At 62.2% G+C, this 17,859-nt stretch carries 15 protein-coding genes and 1 pseudogene; 6 read left to right on the top strand and 10 right to left on the bottom strand.

Features of this window, described 5'->3' with window-relative positions:
* Positions 1-56: 56 nt before the first annotated feature.
* From J3P84_RS25570 to mdoH, 6 genes are all read left to right on the top strand, one after another.
* A complete protein-coding gene (locus J3P84_RS25570; RefSeq protein ID WP_434626483.1) occupies positions 57-1,004 on the top strand; it encodes a choline ABC transporter substrate-binding protein in 948 nt (315 codons plus the stop codon).
* A 163-nt stretch (positions 1,005-1,167) separates the two neighbouring features.
* Positions 1,168-2,079: an alpha/beta hydrolase gene (locus J3P84_RS25565; protein ID WP_434626482.1), complete on the top strand. Its 912-nt coding sequence runs from the start codon at positions 1,168-1,170 to the stop codon at positions 2,077-2,079.
* Between the two features lie 104 nt (positions 2,080-2,183).
* On the top strand, positions 2,184-3,155 hold the full coding sequence (gene pip / locus J3P84_RS25560) for a prolyl aminopeptidase (RefSeq protein ID WP_434626481.1): 972 nt from the start codon (positions 2,184-2,186) through the stop codon (positions 3,153-3,155).
* Positions 3,152-3,589 (top strand): D-aminoacyl-tRNA deacylase, encoded by a 438-nt coding sequence (gene dtd / locus J3P84_RS25555; protein WP_434626480.1) that lies wholly within the window; start codon positions 3,152-3,154, stop codon positions 3,587-3,589. Before pip ends, dtd begins: the two co-directional genes overlap by 4 nt.
* 350 nt (positions 3,590-3,939) lie before the next feature.
* Positions 3,940-5,682 carry a glucan biosynthesis protein G gene (locus J3P84_RS25550; RefSeq protein WP_434626479.1) on the top strand — a complete coding sequence of 581 codons (1,743 nt, stop codon included), beginning with the start codon at positions 3,940-3,942 and terminating at the stop codon, positions 5,680-5,682.
* Entirely contained in the window at positions 5,675-8,245 is a 2,571-nt protein-coding gene (gene mdoH, locus J3P84_RS25545) for a glucans biosynthesis glucosyltransferase MdoH (protein WP_434626478.1), read from the top strand. The genes J3P84_RS25550 and mdoH overlap by 8 nt, the downstream gene beginning before the upstream one ends.
* Positions 8,246-9,559: 1,314 nt before the next feature.
* Here the strand turns inward: mdoH and J3P84_RS25540 are convergent.
* The 10 genes and pseudogenes from J3P84_RS25540 to ubiE form a co-directional block, all read right to left on the bottom strand.
* Positions 9,560-11,476 (bottom strand): methyl-accepting chemotaxis protein, encoded by a 1,917-nt coding sequence (locus J3P84_RS25540; protein WP_434626477.1) that lies wholly within the window; start codon positions 11,474-11,476, stop codon positions 9,560-9,562.
* Between the two features lie 212 nt (positions 11,477-11,688).
* Complete coding sequence (locus J3P84_RS25535; RefSeq protein WP_434626476.1) at positions 11,689-12,396, bottom strand: 16S rRNA (uracil(1498)-N(3))-methyltransferase; 708 nt, start codon at positions 12,394-12,396, stop codon at positions 11,689-11,691.
* Entirely contained in the window at positions 12,393-13,190 is a 798-nt protein-coding gene (gene tatC, locus J3P84_RS25530; RefSeq protein WP_434626475.1) for a twin-arginine translocase subunit TatC, read from the bottom strand. Before tatC ends, J3P84_RS25535 begins: the two co-directional genes overlap by 4 nt.
* Complete coding sequence (tatB, locus tag J3P84_RS25525) at positions 13,187-13,600, bottom strand: Sec-independent protein translocase protein TatB (RefSeq protein WP_434626474.1); 414 nt, start codon at positions 13,598-13,600, stop codon at positions 13,187-13,189. Before tatB ends, tatC begins: the two co-directional genes overlap by 4 nt.
* A gap of 10 nt (positions 13,601-13,610) precedes the next feature.
* On the bottom strand, positions 13,611-13,898 hold the full coding sequence (locus tag J3P84_RS25520; protein ID WP_434626473.1) for a twin-arginine translocase TatA/TatE family subunit: 288 nt from the start codon (positions 13,896-13,898) through the stop codon (positions 13,611-13,613).
* A gap of 24 nt (positions 13,899-13,922) precedes the next feature.
* A complete protein-coding gene (locus tag J3P84_RS25515) occupies positions 13,923-14,255 on the bottom strand; it encodes a phosphoribosyl-ATP diphosphatase (RefSeq protein WP_003186671.1) in 333 nt (110 codons plus the stop codon).
* Positions 14,248-14,646 (bottom strand): phosphoribosyl-AMP cyclohydrolase, encoded by a 399-nt coding sequence (gene hisI, locus J3P84_RS25510; protein ID WP_305497371.1) that lies wholly within the window; start codon positions 14,644-14,646, stop codon positions 14,248-14,250. Before hisI ends, J3P84_RS25515 begins: the two co-directional genes overlap by 8 nt.
* Positions 14,647-14,727: 81 nt before the next feature.
* On the bottom strand, positions 14,728-16,332 hold the full coding sequence (gene ubiB, locus J3P84_RS25505; protein ID WP_434626472.1) for a ubiquinone biosynthesis regulatory protein kinase UbiB: 1,605 nt from the start codon (positions 16,330-16,332) through the stop codon (positions 14,728-14,730).
* Positions 16,329-16,953, bottom strand: a pseudogene (locus J3P84_RS25500) (ubiquinone biosynthesis accessory factor UbiJ). The gene ubiB and the pseudogene J3P84_RS25500 overlap by 4 nt, the downstream one beginning before the upstream one ends.
* On the bottom strand, positions 16,953-17,723 hold the full coding sequence (gene ubiE / locus J3P84_RS25495; RefSeq protein WP_024779926.1) for a bifunctional demethylmenaquinone methyltransferase/2-methoxy-6-polyprenyl-1,4-benzoquinol methylase UbiE: 771 nt from the start codon (positions 17,721-17,723) through the stop codon (positions 16,953-16,955). The pseudogene J3P84_RS25500 and the gene ubiE overlap by 1 nt, the downstream one beginning before the upstream one ends.
* Positions 17,724-17,859 lie beyond the last annotated feature (136 nt).

Here is a 17,859-nt window from a genome sequence, read left to right as displayed (position 1 = left end):
CACGGTGCACCAAGACACCGGCCTACAATAATCCGCTGCCGCACGAGACCTTTCCGATGAAAAGACCGTTCAAACGCTGTCTGTCGATCCTCTGCGGTACCGTCCTGTTGAGCTCCGGCGCGATGGCTGCCGAGGCAGCGTCCTGCCAGACCGTGCGCATGGGCGTGGTCAACTGGACCGACGTGATCGCCACCAGTGGCATGGCTGACGTGCTGCTCACTGGCCTGGGCTACGAAAGCAAGCAGACCAGCGCCGTGCAGCAGATCATCTTCGCCGGCATCCGCGACAAGCGGCTCGACATTTTCCTCGGCTACTGGAAACCGGCGATGGACAAGAACATCGCCCCGTTCCTGGCGGCCAATCAAGTGAAAGTACTGGACAAACCAAGCCTGGCCGACGCCCAGGCGACCCTGGCCGTTCCCGACTACGTGGCGGCGGCGGGGCTCAAGACCTTCGCCGACATCGCCCGGTTCAAGGACCAGTTGGGGGCGAAAATCTACGGCATCGAGCCGGGCAGCGGCGCCAATACCACCATCAAGACCATGATCGAGACCAACCACTTCGGTCTCAAGGATTTCAAGCTGATCGAGTCCGGCGAGGCCGGGATGCTGGCGGCGGTGCAGCGGGCAGTCAATCGCAAGGAATTCGTGGTCTTTGTCGGCTGGACCCCGCACCCGATGAACATCAACATGAACATCGCTTACCTGACCGGCAGCGAAGACGTCTATGGCCCCAACGAAGGCGCCGCGACGGTCTCCATCGTCACCGCGCCGGACTACACACAGCGGTGTCCGAACGTGCAGCGGCTGCTGGAGAACCTCACGTTTACCGCCGCCCAGGAAAGCCAGTTGATGGTGCCGATCATGGAGCGCAAGACGCCCCAGGACGTCGCGCGACAATGGTTGCGCGAGCATCCCGAGGACCTGCAGCGCTGGCTCGCCGGCGTGACCAGCTTCGATGGCAAGGATGGCATCGCGGCGGTGCAGGCCAGTCTCAAGAACTGACCCAATCTTGCGGGTACTGATAACCCCCGTGGCGAGGGAGCTTGCTCCCGCTCGGTTGCGCAGCAGCCGCCAGGAAGCGAGGACTGCTGCGCAGCCCAGCGGGAGCAAGCTCCCTCGCCACAAAAGCTTTCGGGCTAAACCATAGCGTCCACGGCGAACCACAATGGCCTACCCACTCTCCCAGGCAATGTCCGCCTTCATCGACAAGACCCTGAGCTTCACCAGCCCGGATGACAGCCTCGCCGGCTCGCGCCAGGCTTACAGCCGGATGTGCCGGGCATTCACCCCGCCGCGCCCATCAACGCTTGCGGTCGAGGATCTGCACCTGGCTGGCGTGGCTGTCCGGGCCTATCACTTGCGTACTTCGCCGCCGCTCGCCGGGTGGCCGTGCATTCTTTATCTGCACGGTGGCGGTTGGGTGGTAGGGGACCTGGATTCCCATGAATTCATTTGCATGGAGCTGGCCGCGGCCCTCGGCGTGCTGGTGGTGGCGGTGGATTACCGGCTCGCCCCCGAGCATCCGTTTCCCGCTGGGTTCGAAGATTGCCTCACCGTGTGGCGCCACCTGGGGGACCTGCCGTTTGCCATCAACCCTCGGCGCCGGGCCGTGGTGGGCGACAGCGCCGGCGGCAACCTCGCCGCTGCGGTGTGCCTGGCCTTGCGCGATGCAGGGCAGCCTCTGCCCCGGTCGCAGGTGCTGATCTACCCGGCGCTTGGTGGGCCCGAGCATTTACCGTCGCGCACCGAATGTTTCGACGCGCCGCTCTTGAACGGCAGTGACCTGCAACGCTATGACGCGTTGTACCTGCGTGGTACCCAGCCCTCAGCCTACGCCGCGCCATTGCTCGCCGAGGATTTCAGCGGCCTGCCCGCGACGCTGGTTGCCGTGGCGCAATGGGATCCGCTGCGCGACGATGGCGTCCTCTATAACGAGCGCATGAGCGCCGCAGGGGTAGCCTCTGAGTTGTACAACGGCGAGGGTCTGGTCCACGGTTGCCTGCGTGCGCGGGGCCAGGTGCCGGAGGTCGATCAGCTATATCGCAGGCTACTGGCCTACCTGGCCGACACGCTTTGACTGCCGCAGGGCATGCTCATTAAGGTAATTCGGGTTTATGATGCCGGACGGCAGACTAAATAGAAGTCCCCACACGGATGACTCGACCCCTTACGGAGCGCGCAATGCAGACTTTGTACCCGCAGATCAAACCCCATGCCCGGCACGATCTGGCTGTCGATGACACCCACACGCTCTATGTCGATGAAAGCGGCTCGCCGGAAGGCCTGCCTGTCGTGTTCATCCACGGTGGCCCGGGGGCGGGTTGCGATGCGCAAAGCCGTCGCTACTTCGATCCGAATCTGTACCGCATCGTTACGTTCGATCAGCGCGGCTGCGGCCGTTCCACGCCTCACGCGAGTCTGGAAAACAACACCACCTGGGACCTCGTCGAAGACCTGGAGCGCATCCGCAAGCACCTGGGCATCGAAAAGTGGGTGCTGTTCGGCGGCTCCTGGGGCTCGACCCTGGCCCTGGCCTACGCCCAGACTCATCCGGAACGGGTACATGGCCTGATCTTGCGCGGGATCTTTCTCTGCCGTCCGCAGGAAATCGAGTGGTTCTATCAGGCCGGGGCCAGTCGTCTGTTTCCCGACTACTGGCAGGACTACATCGCACCGATCCCCCTGGATGAACGCGATGACCTGCTCAGCGCTTTCCACAAACGCTTGATCGGCAACGACCAGATCGCCCAGATGCACGCGGCCAAGGCCTGGTCCACCTGGGAGGGGCGCACCGCGACCCTGCGCCCGAACCCGTTGGTGGTCGATCGTTTCTCCGAGCCGCAGCGAGCGTTGTCGATCGCCCGGATCGAATGCCACTACTTCACCAACAACGCCTTTCTCGAACCCAATCAGTTGATTCGCGACATGGGCAAGATCGCCCATTTGCCGGGCGTCATCGTGCATGGTCGCTACGACGTGATCTGCCCGTTGGACAATGCCTGGGAGCTGCACCAGAACTGGCCCAACAGCGAGCTGCAGGTGATCCGTGACGCCGGCCATGCCGCTTCGGAACCAGGGATTACCGACGCGTTGGTGCGCGCCGCCGCGCAAATGGCCCGCCGCCTGCTCGACCTGCCCCCCGAAGAAGCATGAAGGGGTTGCTGCAGCGGGTTCGCGGCGCCCGGGTCGAAGTCGCGGGCGAGATCGTCGGGGCCGTGGACCATGGCTTGCTGGTGCTGGTAGCCGTCGAGCCTGGGGATACCCGGGCCAGTGCCGACAAACTCCTGCACAAGCTGCTTAACTATCGGGTGTTCAGCGACGCCGACGGCAAGATGAACCTGTCCCTGGCGGACGTCGCGGGTGGTTTGCTGCTGGTCTCGCAGTTCACCTTGGCGGCGGACACCAAAAGCGGTCTGCGCCCGAGCTTTTCAACCGCCGCGCCGCCCGTCCTTGGCGAAGAGTTGTACAACTATCTGCTGACCCAGGCGAAACAGGTGCATGGCACCGTGGCATCAGGTAGATTCGGCGCCGACATGCAAGTGCATCTGGTCAATGATGGCCCGGTAACCTTTCTGTTACAGGTCTGAAAGCGTTTGAAACATCTTTTCGGTCCGGTTTCGAGTCAAAACAGGGAGTTTTCTCGATAAATACTTTGCTAGCCCTGATGCGTTGTCACGCGGCCTACTAGATAATCGCGCGCTACGGGGGATCGGCGTTCGCCGGTCCATTTGACTTAGGTAGAGACTTGTCCTGAACCGTTTGGGGAATCATTTTGTCCCATCGGAGTCGGAACAATGCTCGCCAACTTGGCAAGAGTGGTCCGCAGGAGCGGTTTTTCAGCGCCGTTACCGTGCAGATACTTTATCTGGCCGTTGGTTTTTTGATCTGTTTTCGGCGAGGGTTGCTCGTGATTGTTAGTCCCTGTAATGCACCAAAAATGACTGCCAAACGGTTTAGAAACGCTCTGGTAGCGGGCTCGGCCCTGCTGTGCCTGTTTGGCGCGGGCCAACTGTGGGCATTCAGCCTGGATGATGTATCGGCGAAGGCACAAGAACTGGCCGGGCAGAAATTCGAAGCCCCGCGCAGCAACCTGCCGAACGAATTCCGCGAAATGAAATTCGCCGATTATCAGAAAATCCGTTTCCGCACCGAAAAAGCTGAATGGGCCGACCAGAAGACGCCGTTCCGGCTGTCCTTCTATCACCAGGGCATGCATTTCGACACACCGGTGAAGATCAACGAAATCACCGCGACCACCGTCGATGAGATCAAATACGACCCGACACGCTTCGATTTCGGTGATGTTAAGTTCGATCCGAAGGCCACCGAACAATTGGGCTACGCGGGTTTCCGCGTGTTGTACCCGATCAACAAAGCTGACAAGCAAGACGAAATCATGACCATGCTCGGCGCCAGCTACTTCCGCGTCATCGGCAAGGGCCAGGTTTATGGCTTGTCCGCTCGCGGCATGGCGATCGATACCGCATTGCCATCGGGTGAAGAGTTCCCGCGTTTTCGTGAGTTCTGGATCCAGCGTCCGAAGCCGACCGACAAGCACCTGGTGATCTTCGCCTTGCTCGATTCGCCACGTGCTACCGGCGCTTATCGCCTGACCGTGCGCCCGGGCACCGACACCGTCGTTGACGTCAAATCGCGTGTTTTCCTGCGTGATCGCGTCAACAAGCTGGGCATCGCCCCGTTGACCAGCATGTTCCTGTTCGGCGCGAATCAGCCGTCCAAGGTCCTGAACTACCGTCGCGAGCTCCACGACTCCAGCGGCCTGTCCATCCATGCCGGCAACGGCGAGTGGATCTGGCGTCCGCTGAACAACCCGAAACACCTGGCGGTGAGCAACTTCTCGGTAGAAAACCCGCGTGGTTTCGGCCTGCTGCAACGTGGTCGTGATTTCAGCCACTACGAAGACCTGGACGACCGCTACGAAAAACGTCCAAGCGCCTGGATCGAACCGAAAGGCGACTGGGGCAAGGGGACCGTAGACCTCGTCGAGATCCCGACCGCCGACGAAACCAACGACAACATCGTTGCGTTCTGGAGCCCGGAAAAACTGCCTGAGCCAGGCCAGCCACTGGACTTCGCCTATCGCCTGCACTGGACACTTGATGAAGCCAGCCTGCACTCGCCAGACAGCGCCTGGGTCAAGCAGACCCTGCGTTCCACGGGTGACGTGAAGCAGTCCAACCTGATTCGCCAGCCGGATGGCAGCGTGGCCTACCTGGTCGATTTCGAAGGCCCGTCCCTGCAAGCCCTGCCTGAAGATGCCGAGGTGCGTAGCCAGGTGAGCGTGGGTGACAACGGCGAAATCGTCGAGAACAGCGTGCGCTACAACCCTGAAACCAAGGGCTGGCGCCTGACGTTGCGCCTGAAGATCAAGGATCCGGGCAAGGCGACCGAGATGCGTGCCGCGTTGGTCCGGCCGCTGGTTCCTGTAGAGCTGCCGGCTACCTCGCATTCCGTGACCACGCTGGCCAAGGCCGACAAGGTCGCCAAGCAGCAGAGCGAGAAAGAGAAAGCCAACGAACAGGCCGGCGAGCAGCAGGAAGCCAAGGCCGTCAAGGCGTCCACCGCCGCCGCCGAGCCGACCCCAACCCCGCAGGAACCGGAGCAGACTGAGCAAGTCCTGACCGAGACCTGGAGCTATCAGTTGCCTGCCGATGAGTAATACTTCCGTACAGCCAGTGTCTCTGAGCGAGTATCTGGCCCATTTGCCGATGACCGACGAGCAGCGCGCCGAACTGGCGGGCTGCAATTCCTTCAGCGAATTGCATGAACGCCTGGCTTCGTCGACGTTCGATGCGCCCGACGAGGCTGCCCAAGCCTCGGTGGGCCGTCGCCTGGCGCTCAGCACTGCCGAGGAACTCGAGGACGCCGAAATGCTGGCCCTCGATTCCAGTGGCCGTGTATGCCTGAAGGCTACTCCGCCGATTCGCCGGACCAAGGTCGTGCCGGAGCCATGGCGCACCAATATCCTGGTACGCGCCTGGCGCCGCCTGACCGGCCGCACCAACCCACCGAAGCCGCCCAAGGACGAGCGCGTCTTGCCGCATGCGCGCTGGCGTACCGTGGGTTCGATCCGTCGCTACATCCTGTTGATCTTGATGCTCGGCCAGACCATCGTGGCCGGCTGGTACATGAAAGGCATCATGCCGTACCAGGGCTGGTCGCTGGTGGACCTGGATGAAGTGCTGCATCAGCCGCTGCTGCAGACGGCCACGCAAGTGCTGCCATACGCGCTGCAAACCAGCATCCTGATCCTGTTCGGGATCCTGTTCTGCTGGGTCTCGGCCGGTTTCTGGACCGCGCTGATGGGATTCCTCGAACTGCTCACCGGGCATGACAAGTACCGCATTTCCGGTGCCAGTGCCGGTAACGAGCCGATTCCCAAGGATGCCCGCACCGCCCTGGTGATGCCGATCTGTAACGAGGACGTGCCACGGGTATTTGCCGGTCTGCGCGCCACGTTCGAGTCGGTCGCGGCCACGGGTGACCTGGATCGCTTCGATTTCTTCGTGCTCAGTGACAGTAACGAAACCGATATCTGCGTCGCCGAGCAGCAGGCCTGGCTGGATGTCTGCCGTGAAACCGGGGGCTTCGGCAAGATTTTCTATCGCCGCCGCCGTCGCCGCGTGAAACGCAAGAGCGGCAACCTCGACGACTTCTGCCGTCGCTGGGGCAGCGACTACAAGTATATGGTCGTGCTCGACGCCGACAGCGTCATGAGCGGCGAATGCCTGACCAGCCTGGTGCGCCTGATGGAAGCCACGCCGGACGCTGGGATCATCCAGACCGCACCGCGTGCCTCGGGCATGGACACGCTGTATGCGCGCATGCAGCAGTTCGCCACACGGGTCTACGGTCCGCTGTTCACCGCAGGCCTGCACTTCTGGCAACTGGGCGAGTCGCACTACTGGGGCCACAACGCGATCATCCGCATGAAGCCGTTTATCGACCACTGCGCCCTGGCGCCGTTGCCCGGTAAAGGTGCCTTCTCCGGTGCGATCCTCTCCCACGACTTTGTTGAAGCTGCGCTGATGCGCCGTGCCGGCTGGGGCGTGTGGATTGCCTATGACCTGCCGGGCAGCTACGAAGAGCTGCCACCGAACCTGCTGGACGAACTCAAGCGTGACCGTCGCTGGTGCCACGGCAACCTGATGAACTTCCGGCTGTTCCTGGTCAAGGGCATGCACCCGGTGCACCGTGCGGTGTTCCTGACCGGCGTGATGTCCTACCTGTCGGCACCGCTGTGGTTCTTCTTCCTGGTGCTGTCCACCGCGCTGCTGGCGGTGAACACGCTGATGGAGCCGCAGTACTTCCTCGAGCCGCGCCAGTTGTATCCGCTGTGGCCACAATGGCATCCGGAAAAAGCCATCGCGCTGTTCTCGACCACCATCGTGCTGCTGTTCCTGCCCAAGCTCTTGAGCATCGTGTTGATCTGGGCGAAAGGCGCGAAGGAGTTCGGCGGCAAGTTCAAGGTCACGATGTCGATGCTGCTGGAAATGCTGTTCTCCATGCTGCTGGCGCCGGTGCGCATGATCTTCCACACCCGTTTCGTGCTGGCCGCCTTCCTGGGCTGGGCCGCGACCTGGAACTCGCCCAAGCGTGACGATGACTCCACGCCTTGGAGCGAAGCCATCAAGCGCCACGGCCCGCAGACCCTGCTGGGCTTCTTCTGGGCCTTGCTGGTGATCTGGCTGAACCCGAGCTTCCTGTGGTGGCTCGTGCCGATTGTCGGCTCGCTGATGCTGTCGATCCCGGTTTCGGTGATCTCCAGCCGCGTGGGCCTGGGCTTGAAGTCCCGTGATGAAAGCCTGTTCCTGATTCCCGAGGAATACGCGCCACCACAGGAACTGCTGTCGACTGACCAGTACACCCATGAAAACCGTTGGCACGCGCTGAACGACGGCTTCATCCGGGCGGTGGTCGATCCGCGACAGAACGCCCTGGCGTACGCATTGGCTACCTCCCGTCACGGCAAGGCCGAGCCGATCGAATGGCTGCGCGTCGAGCGCGTCCGTCATGCCTTGAAGGTAGGCCCGGCCGGGCTCAACAACGCCGAGCGATTGGCGCTGCTGAGCGATCCGGTGGCATTGTCCCGTCTGCATGAGCAGGTCTGGAGCGAGGCGCATCCCGAGTGGCTGGCGGCGTGGCGTGAATCGGTCAAGGCCGATCCGCATGCACCGTTGCTGCCGCTTCAACCGGTGGGCGCACAGCCTCAACTGGCCTGATGCACAAAAAGCCCCGCTTCTGAAAAGAGGCGGGGCTTTTTGTTGGGCGCATTTTATTGGCGATTCGCTCTTGGGGCGAGGGAGCTTGATGCAGACCAGGAATCAAGGAACCCGGCGCACCGAAGTGCCCCACGCACAGCCGCCATAAAACGGACCTGCGTGCCTTGATATTATGCCGAGCTGCTAAACCCGATCGCTGAACCGACAGCGACCTGCAAACGTTAGAGCCCAGGGCCAAGGCGCGCAAGCCGGCGGATTCTGGCGTAGTTGTAGGCAAAGGCGCAAGACATCGTAGCCTTGGGATGACGGACTGTGGGAGTTGGGGTTTTTGTGTGTATATCCGTTATTTAGGTAACGGCTGCTTAGGGTTCCGTCCTTACGACGGCTCACTTTTGAGAAGCGCAAAAGTAAGCAAAACGCTTTTGCCCCACCACTCGGTGCCTCGCTAAGGCTCGGCATGCCCTCACTCCGGCATTGCTCCGTGGGCCCGCCGCGAAGGACCATCCATGGTCCAGCGCGGCTACCTCGGCATCCATGCCGAGGTGCCCACTCCACAATGCCTGCGTTCGGCCAGCGTGGTTAACGGGGCGCCCGAGATCCACGTCCACCGCGAGGCGGCCTGATAGCCGACCTGTCTCTAGGTGACCGCGTTCATTCTGTAGGAGTGAGTTTGTTCGCGAACAACCTGCACATTCGACATTTTTCGTTGGTGGCCGCATTAACCGTGGCGAGGGAGCTTGCTCCCGCTGGGCTGCGGAGGAGCCCCCCAAAACCATTCGGCAAGATGCATCAGGGAAACAGCAGGTCGTTTTTTACGGCCGCTGCGCAGCCGAGCGGGAGCAAGCTCCCTCGCCACGGGTTTGTTGTTTGTTCAGGAAAAATGGTTTTTTCATGTGGGAGTGAAGACCGCGGCACTTTCGCCATGCATGCCAACTGCCCCAGCGTCATCACGAGCAAGCTCGGGTCCCACAGGGAAACGCGGTCACCAAAGAAACAGGTCGGCTTTCAGGCCGCCTCGCGGTGGACGTGGATCTCGGGCGCCCCGTTAACCACGATGGCCGAACGCAGGTATTGCGTAGTGGGCATCCCGGCATGGATGCCGGGATAGCCGCGCTGGGCCATGGATGGTCCTTCGCGGCGGGCCCACGGAGCAATGCCGGAGTGAGGGCACACCGAGCCTAAGCGAGGTGCCAAGTGGTGGGGCAGAGGCGCTTTGGTTACTTTCGCGCCTTTCGAAAGTGACTCGCCGTCAGGGCGAAACCCTAAGTAGCCATTACTTAAACAACGGATATACACACAACTTCAACACCCGAATCAAACCCGAAACCGGCCCACCAACGTCTGCAAATGAACCCCCAACCGCGCCAGTTCGGCACTGGAGGCGGCTGTCTCCTCACTGGACGACGCCGTCTGCTCTGACACATCCCGCACATTCAGCACGCTACGGTTGATCTCCTCGGCCACCGCACTCTGCTGCTCTGCCGCCGCTGCGATCTGCTGGTTCATCGACTGGATCGCCGACACCGTGCGAGTGATGTTTTCCAGCGAGCCACCGGCGCGGCGGGTCAGTTCGACGCTGCTGTCGGTCAGGCTGCGGCTGTTGTCCATGATGGTCGCGACCTGTTCGGTACCCGCTTGCAGGCCGACGATCAGTTCTTCGATTTCCTCGGTGGACTTCTGGGTGCGCTGGGCCAGGCTGCGAACTTCGTCGGCCACCACGGCGAAGCCGCGCCCGGCTTCACCGGCTCGGGCTGCCTCGATGGCCGCGTTGAGCGCCAGCAGGTTGGTTTGCTGGGCCACCGACTTGATCACGTCCAGGACGCTGCCGATCTTGTCGCTTTCGCGCTTCAGATCGCCCATGGCGGCGGTAGAGTTGCCCACTTCTCGCGCCAGGCGCTCGATCTGGGCGATGGCTTCGCCGACGACCTTGTCACCTTCGCGGGCCTGTTGATCGGCGGCGACGGCGGCCTCGGAGGCTTCCTCGGCGTTGCGCGCCACTTCCTGCACGGTGGCGGTCATTTCGTGCATGGCAGTGGCGACCTGGTCGGTCTCGATCTTTTGGCTGTTGACCCCGGCGCTGGTCTGTTCGGTCACCGCCGAGAGTTGTTCAGCAGCGCTGGCGATCTGGGTTACGCCTTCACCGATGCCGCCGATCAACTGCCGCAAGCCAACGGTCATGCGTTGCATGGCGCGTTGCAATTGACCGAGTTCGTCGCGGCGTTCGGATGTCAGGTTGTGGGTAAGATCGCCCGCGGCGACGCGTTCTGCCACCTTCAGGGTCTCATCCAGCGGGCCGACGATCTGCCGAGTGATGAGCAAGGCGGCGATCACACCGAACAGCAGCGCCAGTGCGGCGGCTGCGATCAGGACGGTCTTGGCCTGGGCGGTGTCGTGGTCGCGCACGGCCGTCTGGGACGCGGTGAGCTTCTGGCTGGAGTCGATCAGGACCTGGCCTTGCTCGCTCATACGCTGCAGAGCGGCACCGTTATCAAGTTGGGAGTCACGGAACTGGCTGACTGCCGCCCGGTAGATGTTCATCGAGTCGCTGGCCTGCTGGAGCCTGTCGGCGTGTTCCTCAGGCAATTGGGCTGGCAAGCGTGCCAGCAGTTTCAGGACATCGGTAATTGCATCGATGGCCGGCTGTTGGGCCTCGCTTTTGCCGCTGTAGGTGTAACCGCGAACCTGATAGCGTGCCTGTTGGATCGCCTTGCTCAAGGTCACCACGCTGTTGAACTGGGTGATGTCGCCGCCCTGTAGCAGCGCTTTCTCCACTTCGGCGACGCGGGCCACGGTGCTATCGGCACTGGCGCCCAGCTTGCCGCGGGCATCTTCGCGGCTGACGGTGGCGCTGGTCATCTGGGCGAAGGCGCTTTTGTATTCGGCGACGGCGGCCAGTTGCTTGTCGATCAACGCCACGTCGTCAGGCTGTTCGATCATCTCGCGAGCTGTCTTCAACCCGGCTTCGAGCTTGCCGAGCAGGTCGTTGACCTGTTGCGGGCCTTTTTCGCCGCGTGTGGTGTTGTAGTCGATGCTGGCGAGGTCCAGGTCCTTGCTCAGGTCGTTCAGGCTGGCAATGAACCCCAGCTTGTCGCCCCGGCTGATGACATTGCCCAGGCCGGACCAGCCGGTGAACGCGATCATCAGGGTGAGGAACAGCACCAGGCCGAAGCCGAAGCCAAGTTTGCGATTAACGCTTACGTTTCCCAGACCCTGGGCAAGCCACCGGAACATGCTGATACTCCCTTGGAGCGTTGAATTGGTTTTATGGGGACTGTATCGGCGGCTTTGGCGGGAGCTGTAGAAAATAGACGCGACGGGTGTTTTTCGTGGCGAGGGAGCTTGCTCCCGCTTGGTCGCGAAGCGGCCACCCGGGGCAGGAATTTACGACTGCTTCGCAGCCGAGCGGGAGCAAGCTCCCTCGCCACGGGAAAGCAAACAGGTCGTTAGAACAGCCGTGCAAGCAGGGCCGTGACGGCGGTCTCGACCCGCAGGATCCGTTCGCCGAGCTGCACCGGTTGCAGGCCGGCCTTGCCCAGCAGGTCGATTTCGTAGGGGATCCAGCCGCCTTCCGGGCCGATGGCCAAGGTCACCGGTTCTGTCAGCGCGCGCGGGCAGGGCGGGTGGTTGCCAGGGTGGCCGACCAGCCCGAGGGTGCCTTCAACGATGGCGGGCAGGCGATCTTCGACGAAGGGCTTGAAGCGTTTTTCAATGATGATTTCCGGTAGCACGCTGTCCCGGGCCTGCTCCAGACCAAGAATCAGTTGCTCGCGAATCGCCTCGGGTTCCAGGAAGGGCGTCTGCCAGAAGCTTTTTTCCACACGATAACTGTTCACCAGCACCACGCGCGGCACGCCCATGGTGGCGACGCTCTGGAACACCCGGCGGAGCATCTTCGGACGCGGCAATGCCAGCACCAGGGTCAGCGGCAACTTGGCCGGCGGCGGCTGGTCGAGGGTCACTTGCAGTTCGGCTTCGCGAGCCTCCAGGCGCAACACCTGGGCCGTGCCCATCAGGCCACCGATACGGCCGACCCGCAGGCTGTCGCCGACGGCGCTGCGGTGGACTTCCAGCATGTGCGTCAGGCGCCGATCGCTCAGGATGACGCGGTCCGGCTCGATGAAATCGGCCTCTTCGAGCAGCAGCAGGTTCACGCTTGGGTCGCTGGCGGCTGGTCGTTGTGGTCGTCGACCGGCTGGTCCTCGGGTTCTTCTTCGCGGCGCTTGCGCACCAAGCCGCCGAACAGGATGCCGATCTCGAACAGCAGCCACATCGGCACGGCCAGCAAGGTCTGGGAGAAAATATCCGGCGGCGTGAGGATCATGCCGACCACGAAGCAACCGATGATCACGTACGGACGGATCTTCTTCAGGTAGGCGACGTCGACCACGCCGATCCACACCAGCAATACCACCGCCACAGGAATCTCGAACGCCACGCCAAAGGCGAAGAACAGCGTCATGACGAAATCCAGGTAGCTGGTAATGTCGGTCATCATTTCCACGCCTGCCGGGGTGGCGGCGGCGAAGAACTTGAAGATCAGCGGGAATACGAAGAAGTAGGCGAAGGCCATGCCGGTGTAGAACAGCAGGATGCTCGACACCAGCAGCGGCACGGCGATGCGTTTTTCATGCTTGTACAGGCCCGGAGCGATGAAGCCCCAGATCTGATGCAGGATTACCGGGATCGCCAGGAACAGCGAGACCATCATCGTCAGTTTCAACGGCGTCAGGAACGGCGACGAGACATCGGTGGCGATCATCGTCGCGCCTACCGGCAGGTACTCGCGCAGCGGCGTGGAGACGAAGGTGTAGATCTGCTGGGTGAAGGCAAACAGCCCGGCAAAGATGATGAACACCGCCGCGACGCAGCGCAGCAGGCGGGTGCGCAACTCGGTGAGGTGCGATACCAGCGGCATCGGCTGGTCGTGCTCTGGGATATTGCTCATGGGGCTCGCGGCGGCAAAGTGGAGTCGTTGGGAGTCGAGGGCGTCGCGGTAACCGGATCAACCGGTTTTGCCGGTTCAACCACCACTGGCGCAGCTTCGGCCGCCGGGACCTGGGGAGCAATCGTCGGCTCGGCCACGGGCTGGACCGGCGTCGGCTCCTGCTGGGTCGGCGTGAAGATCTTCCGCGCTTCCTGTTCCAGCGACAGGATGTGTTCGTTGTGCAGTTGCCGACGGATGTCGTCGGCACCGATTTCACGTTCAACTTCCTGTTTGATCGCATTGAAGCTGCGCTTCAGGCGCCCGATCCACAGACCGGCGGTGCGCGCAGCGCCCGGCAGGCGTTCGGGCCCCAGTACCAACAGGGCGACGAGGCCGACGAGCAGCAGTTCAGTGAAGCTGATCCCAAACATTAGTCAGTGCTCACGAGTCTTTGCGGATTGGCTCTTCGACTTTCTGGGCCTGCACGTCGATGGTGTTCGGCGCATTCACCGGCTGCGTGGCCTGTGGGTGTACCGGTTGGGCCGGTTGTACCGGTTGCGACGGATTGGCCTGTGGGTCGGCCGGTTTCTCGTCATCGTTCATGGCCTTGCGAAAGCCCTTGATCGACTCACCGACATCAGTGCCGAGGTTTTTCAGTTTCTTGGTGCCGAACACCAGCACCACGACTACCAGAATGACGACCCAGTGTTTCCAGTCAAAAATACCCATGTGGCTATTCCTCTCAAAAGTTGATCAGGCGGACGGGCGCGAGGCTTTCTCGACGTGCCCGGACAGACCGAAGCGACGGTCCAGTTCATCCAGTACGGCCTGCGGATGCTGCCCCAGTTGGGCGAGCATGACGAGGCTGTGGAACCACAGGTCGGCGGTCTCGTAGATCACGTCGCTGCAGTCGCCGCTGATGGCAGCGTCCTTGGCGGCAATGATGGTTTCGACCGACTCTTCGCCGACCTTTTCCAGAATCTTGTTCAAACCCTTGTGGTACAGGCTGGCGACATAGGAGCTGTCGGCCGCGGCGCCCTTGCGCTCTTCCAGCACCTGGGCCAGGCGGGTCAGGGTGTCACTCATGGTTGTGTCCTGAATAGATGGCGTGCGGGTCCTTGAGTACCGGGTCGACGGTTTTCCAGTCGCCGTTCTCGAAGACACGGTAGAAGCAGCTTTGACGGCCGGTATGGCAGGCGATTTCACCGACCTGTTCGACCATCAGGATAATGACGTCGCCGTCGCAATCCAGGCGCATCTCGTGCAGGTGTTGCACGTGCCCGGACTCTTCACCCTTGCGCCACAGCTTGCCACGGGAACGTGACCAATAGATGGCGCGATTCTCGGCGGCGGTCAGGGCCAGCGCCTCGCGGTTCATCCAGGCCATCATCAGCACACGCCCGGTCTTGTGATCCTGGGCGATCGCCGGCACCAGGCCGTCGGCGTCCCATTTGATCTCGTCCTGCCAGTTTTTCATCTTCGACTCCGACCATGGGCCGCGCACTTCCAGTCGGCGGGCCCAGCGTTGAAACAGTGTGCCAGCGTGAACCGGTGCTGGCTATCGACGAACGACCAGATACAAACCGACGGCCACCATGATCCCGGCGGGCCAATGGCCCAGTTCGCTCAACGGGCCACCGGCGGCCAGCACGGCGCCGCCACCCAGGTGGGCCGCGCCAAGCAGGCGCAGGAACCAATCGTCGCGCCGCTGTTTCCAGGGTGGAGCAGGATCATGGGCATGGGGCTGGGACATGCGTTCGAGCAGATCGCGGGTCATGTTGGCCAGGTGCGGAATCTGCTCGAACTGGCTCTGGACGTTGCCCAGCAAGGTCTTCGGGCTGACGCGTTCGCGCATCCAGCGTTCAAGGAAGGGCTGGGCGGTGTTCCACAAATCCAGGTCCGGGTACAGCTGGCGGCCGAGGCCTTCGATGTTCAACAGGGTTTTTTGCAGCAACACCAACTGCGGCTGGACCTCCATGTTGAAGCGGCGCGCAGTCTGGAACAGGCGCATCAGCACCTGGCCGAATGAAATATCTTTTAACGGTTTTTCGAAGATCGGTTCGCACACGGTGCGGATCGCCGCTTCGAATTCGTTGAGCTTGGTCTCGGCCGGCACCCAGCCCGAATCGATGTGCAACTGCGCGACGCGGCGGTAGTCACGCTTGAAGAAGGCGAACAGGTTGCGCGCCAGGTAATCCTGGTCCTCGGGGGTGAGGCTGCCGACGATGCCGCAATCGATGGCGATGTACTGCGGGCTCCACGGTTGCACGGTGCTGACGAAGATGTTGCCCGGGTGCATGTCGGCGTGGAAGAAACTGTCGCGAAACACCTGGGTGAAGAAAATCTCCACGCCGCGCTCGGCAAGCAATTTCATGTCGGTGCGCTGGTCGGCGAGGGTTGCCAGGTCGGTCACCTGGATCCCGTAGATGCGCTCCATTACCAGCACTTTCGGCCGACACCAGTCCCAATAGACTTGCGGCACGTACAGCAGCGGAGAGCCCTCGAAATTGCGCCGCAGCTGGCTGGCGTTGGCGGCCTCGCGCAGCAGGTCGAGCTCATCGAAGATGGTTTTTTCATAGTCCTGGACCACGTCCACCGGGTGCAGCAGGCGTGCATCGGCTGACATCCGCTCGGCGGCGCGGGCAAGGATGAACAGCCAGGCCAGGTCCTGGGCAATGATCGGCTTGAGGCCCGGGCGGATCACCTTGACCACCACTTCTTCACCCGTCTTGAGCTGGGCGGCGTGGACCTGGGCGACCGACGCCGAAGCCAGCGGCTCGACATCGAAACGGCTGAAGACTTCGCTGATCTTCTTGCCCAACTGCGCCTCGATCAGCGCTACCGACAGTTTCGAGTCGAAGGGCGGCACGCGATCCTGCAGCAGCATCAGCTCATCGGCGATGTCTTCGGGCAACAGGTCGCGACGGGTCGAGAGGATCTGCCCGAACTTGATGAAGATCGGCCCCAGGTCCTGCAAGGCCAGGCGCAGGCGTGCGCCGCGGCTCAAGTCCAGCGTTCGACGGGGGAACCAGCGCCACGGCAGCACAAAGCGCAGTGCCAGGAGAAACCAGGGCAGCGGCAGGGCGAACAGCAGGTCATCGAGGCGGTAGCGGATCACGACGCGCTGGATGCGCAACAGACGGCGGACGGCAAGCAGCTTCATGCGTTATCGCTTGGGTTCAAGGGATCGGGAAAGGCGCTCGAAACGCGCCTCGAGACGTTCCAGATCGAGCTTGATCTGGTCCAGTTCGGCAAAACGGGCCTGGGCTTCGCGTTGGCCTACGAGCGTACGCGATTCCTCGGCCAGGTATTCACTCAGATTCTGTCCCAGGCTGGCGAAGCCCTGGCGGTACCAGCGGGAGCGGCTGCGCAGATGGCCACTGAGCAATTGGGTGGCGACCGGACCGATCCAGCGGGACACTTCGTATTCCCAGTCCAGTTCCAGGTCCTGGAGAATCGCCGCCAGTTCCAGCAGCACGCCGCTGTCGCCGTCGAGCTCGACGTCGGGGCTGTGCAGCACCGCCGTCTTGTTCTTGCTCAGCGCCAACTCGAGCAGGCTCGATGCCGGGGCGCGCAGCGTGCAGTCGGCCTCGGCCTCCCAATGGGCGGCGAGCATCAGGCCTTCGTCGCTGGGCAGGATGAACAGCTGCAACGCCGGGCTGCGGCAGTCGACGGCAATCACCTTGCCGCTCAAGTGTGCCAGGCGCATCGGCGCCGTGCTGTCCAGGCGCAGGACCCGGTTGATACCGAGTTCGACACTGGCGAGCAGCCCGGTGAGCAGCATCAGGGCTTGATACCGCGGTGCAGGGCGACGATGCCGGACGTCATGTTGTGGTAGGTCACCCGATCGAAACCGGCCTCGACCATCATCGACTTCAGCGTTTCCTGGTCGGGGTGCATGCGGATCGATTCGGCCAGGTAGCGATAACTTTCCGCGTCGTTGGTGATCAGCTTGCCCATCAACGGCATGAAGGCGAACGAGTAGGCGTCATAGGCCTTGGACATCAACGCGTTGGTCGGCTTGGAAAACTCCAGCACCAACAGCCGGCCACCGGGCTTGAGCACGCGCAACATCGAGCGCAGGGCATCTTCCTTGTGGGTGACGTTACGCAGGCCGAAGGCGATGGTCACGCAGTCGAAATGGTTGTCGGGGAACGGCAGCTTCTCGGCGTCGGCCTGGACGAACTCGACGTTGCCGGCCACGCCCAGGTCGAGCAGGCGGTCACGGCCGACCTTGAGCATGGATTCGTTGATGTCGGCGAGCACCACATGGCCGGTGGGGCCGACGATGTGGGAGAACTTTTTAGTCAGGTCACCCGTGCCGCCGGCAATGTCCAGCACGCGGTTGCCGCTGCGCACGCCCGACAACTCGATCGCGAAACGCTTCCAGAGGCGATGCATGCCGCCCGAGAGCAGGTCGTTCATCAAGTCGTACTTGGCGGCCACCGAGTGGAAAACCTCGGCGACTTTCTCCGCTTTCTGGCTTTCCGGCACGTTCTTGAAGCCGAAGTGTGTGGTGGGTTCGGCATCGCTGCCTTTGCGCTGATCAGTCATATCGCGGTCACCAAAAAAGAATGCGGGACATTCTAATCCCGGTGGAGGGCTTTGTCTTGGCAAGGCTGCAGGTAAGATGAGCCACCGTCCGGACGTTTTGACGCAGGCAGGGTCGCAAACGTTCAGGCAAGTCTCG

The organism is Pseudomonas sp. Z1-29 (assembly GCF_051131995.1).
Classification (GTDB): Bacteria; Pseudomonadota; Gammaproteobacteria; order Pseudomonadales; family Pseudomonadaceae; genus Aquipseudomonas.
This window is presented reverse-complemented; position numbering and strand designations above follow the sequence as displayed.

Excerpts from the sequence above, each read along its gene's own strand:
- J3P84_RS25570 (WP_434626483.1), top strand. The coding sequence starts at position 57 with ATGAAAAGACCGTTCAAACGCTGTCTGTCGATCCTCTGCGGTACCGTC.
- J3P84_RS25565 (WP_434626482.1), top strand. The coding sequence starts at position 1,168 with ATGGCCTACCCACTCTCCCAGGCAATGTCCGCCTTCATCGACAAGACC.
- pip (WP_434626481.1), top strand. The coding sequence starts at position 2,184 with ATGCAGACTTTGTACCCGCAGATCAAACCCCATGCCCGGCACGATCTG.
- dtd (WP_434626480.1), top strand. The coding sequence starts at position 3,152 with ATGAAGGGGTTGCTGCAGCGGGTTCGCGGCGCCCGGGTCGAAGTCGCG.
- J3P84_RS25550 (WP_434626479.1), top strand. The coding sequence starts at position 3,940 with ATGACTGCCAAACGGTTTAGAAACGCTCTGGTAGCGGGCTCGGCCCTG.
- mdoH (WP_434626478.1), top strand. The coding sequence starts at position 5,675 with ATGAGTAATACTTCCGTACAGCCAGTGTCTCTGAGCGAGTATCTGGCC.
- J3P84_RS25540 (WP_434626477.1), bottom strand. The coding sequence starts at position 11,476 with ATGTTCCGGTGGCTTGCCCAGGGTCTGGGAAACGTAAGCGTTAATCGC.
- tatC (WP_434626475.1), bottom strand. The coding sequence starts at position 13,190 with ATGAGCAATATCCCAGAGCACGACCAGCCGATGCCGCTGGTATCGCAC.
- tatB (WP_434626474.1), bottom strand. The coding sequence starts at position 13,600 with ATGTTTGGGATCAGCTTCACTGAACTGCTGCTCGTCGGCCTCGTCGCC.
- J3P84_RS25520 (WP_434626473.1), bottom strand. The coding sequence starts at position 13,898 with ATGGGTATTTTTGACTGGAAACACTGGGTCGTCATTCTGGTAGTCGTG.
- J3P84_RS25515 (WP_003186671.1), bottom strand. The coding sequence starts at position 14,255 with ATGAGTGACACCCTGACCCGCCTGGCCCAGGTGCTGGAAGAGCGCAAG.
- hisI (WP_305497371.1), bottom strand. The coding sequence starts at position 14,646 with ATGAAAAACTGGCAGGACGAGATCAAATGGGACGCCGACGGCCTGGTG.
- ubiB (WP_434626472.1), bottom strand. The coding sequence starts at position 16,332 with ATGAAGCTGCTTGCCGTCCGCCGTCTGTTGCGCATCCAGCGCGTCGTG.
- ubiE (WP_024779926.1), bottom strand. The coding sequence starts at position 17,723 with ATGACTGATCAGCGCAAAGGCAGCGATGCCGAACCCACCACACACTTC.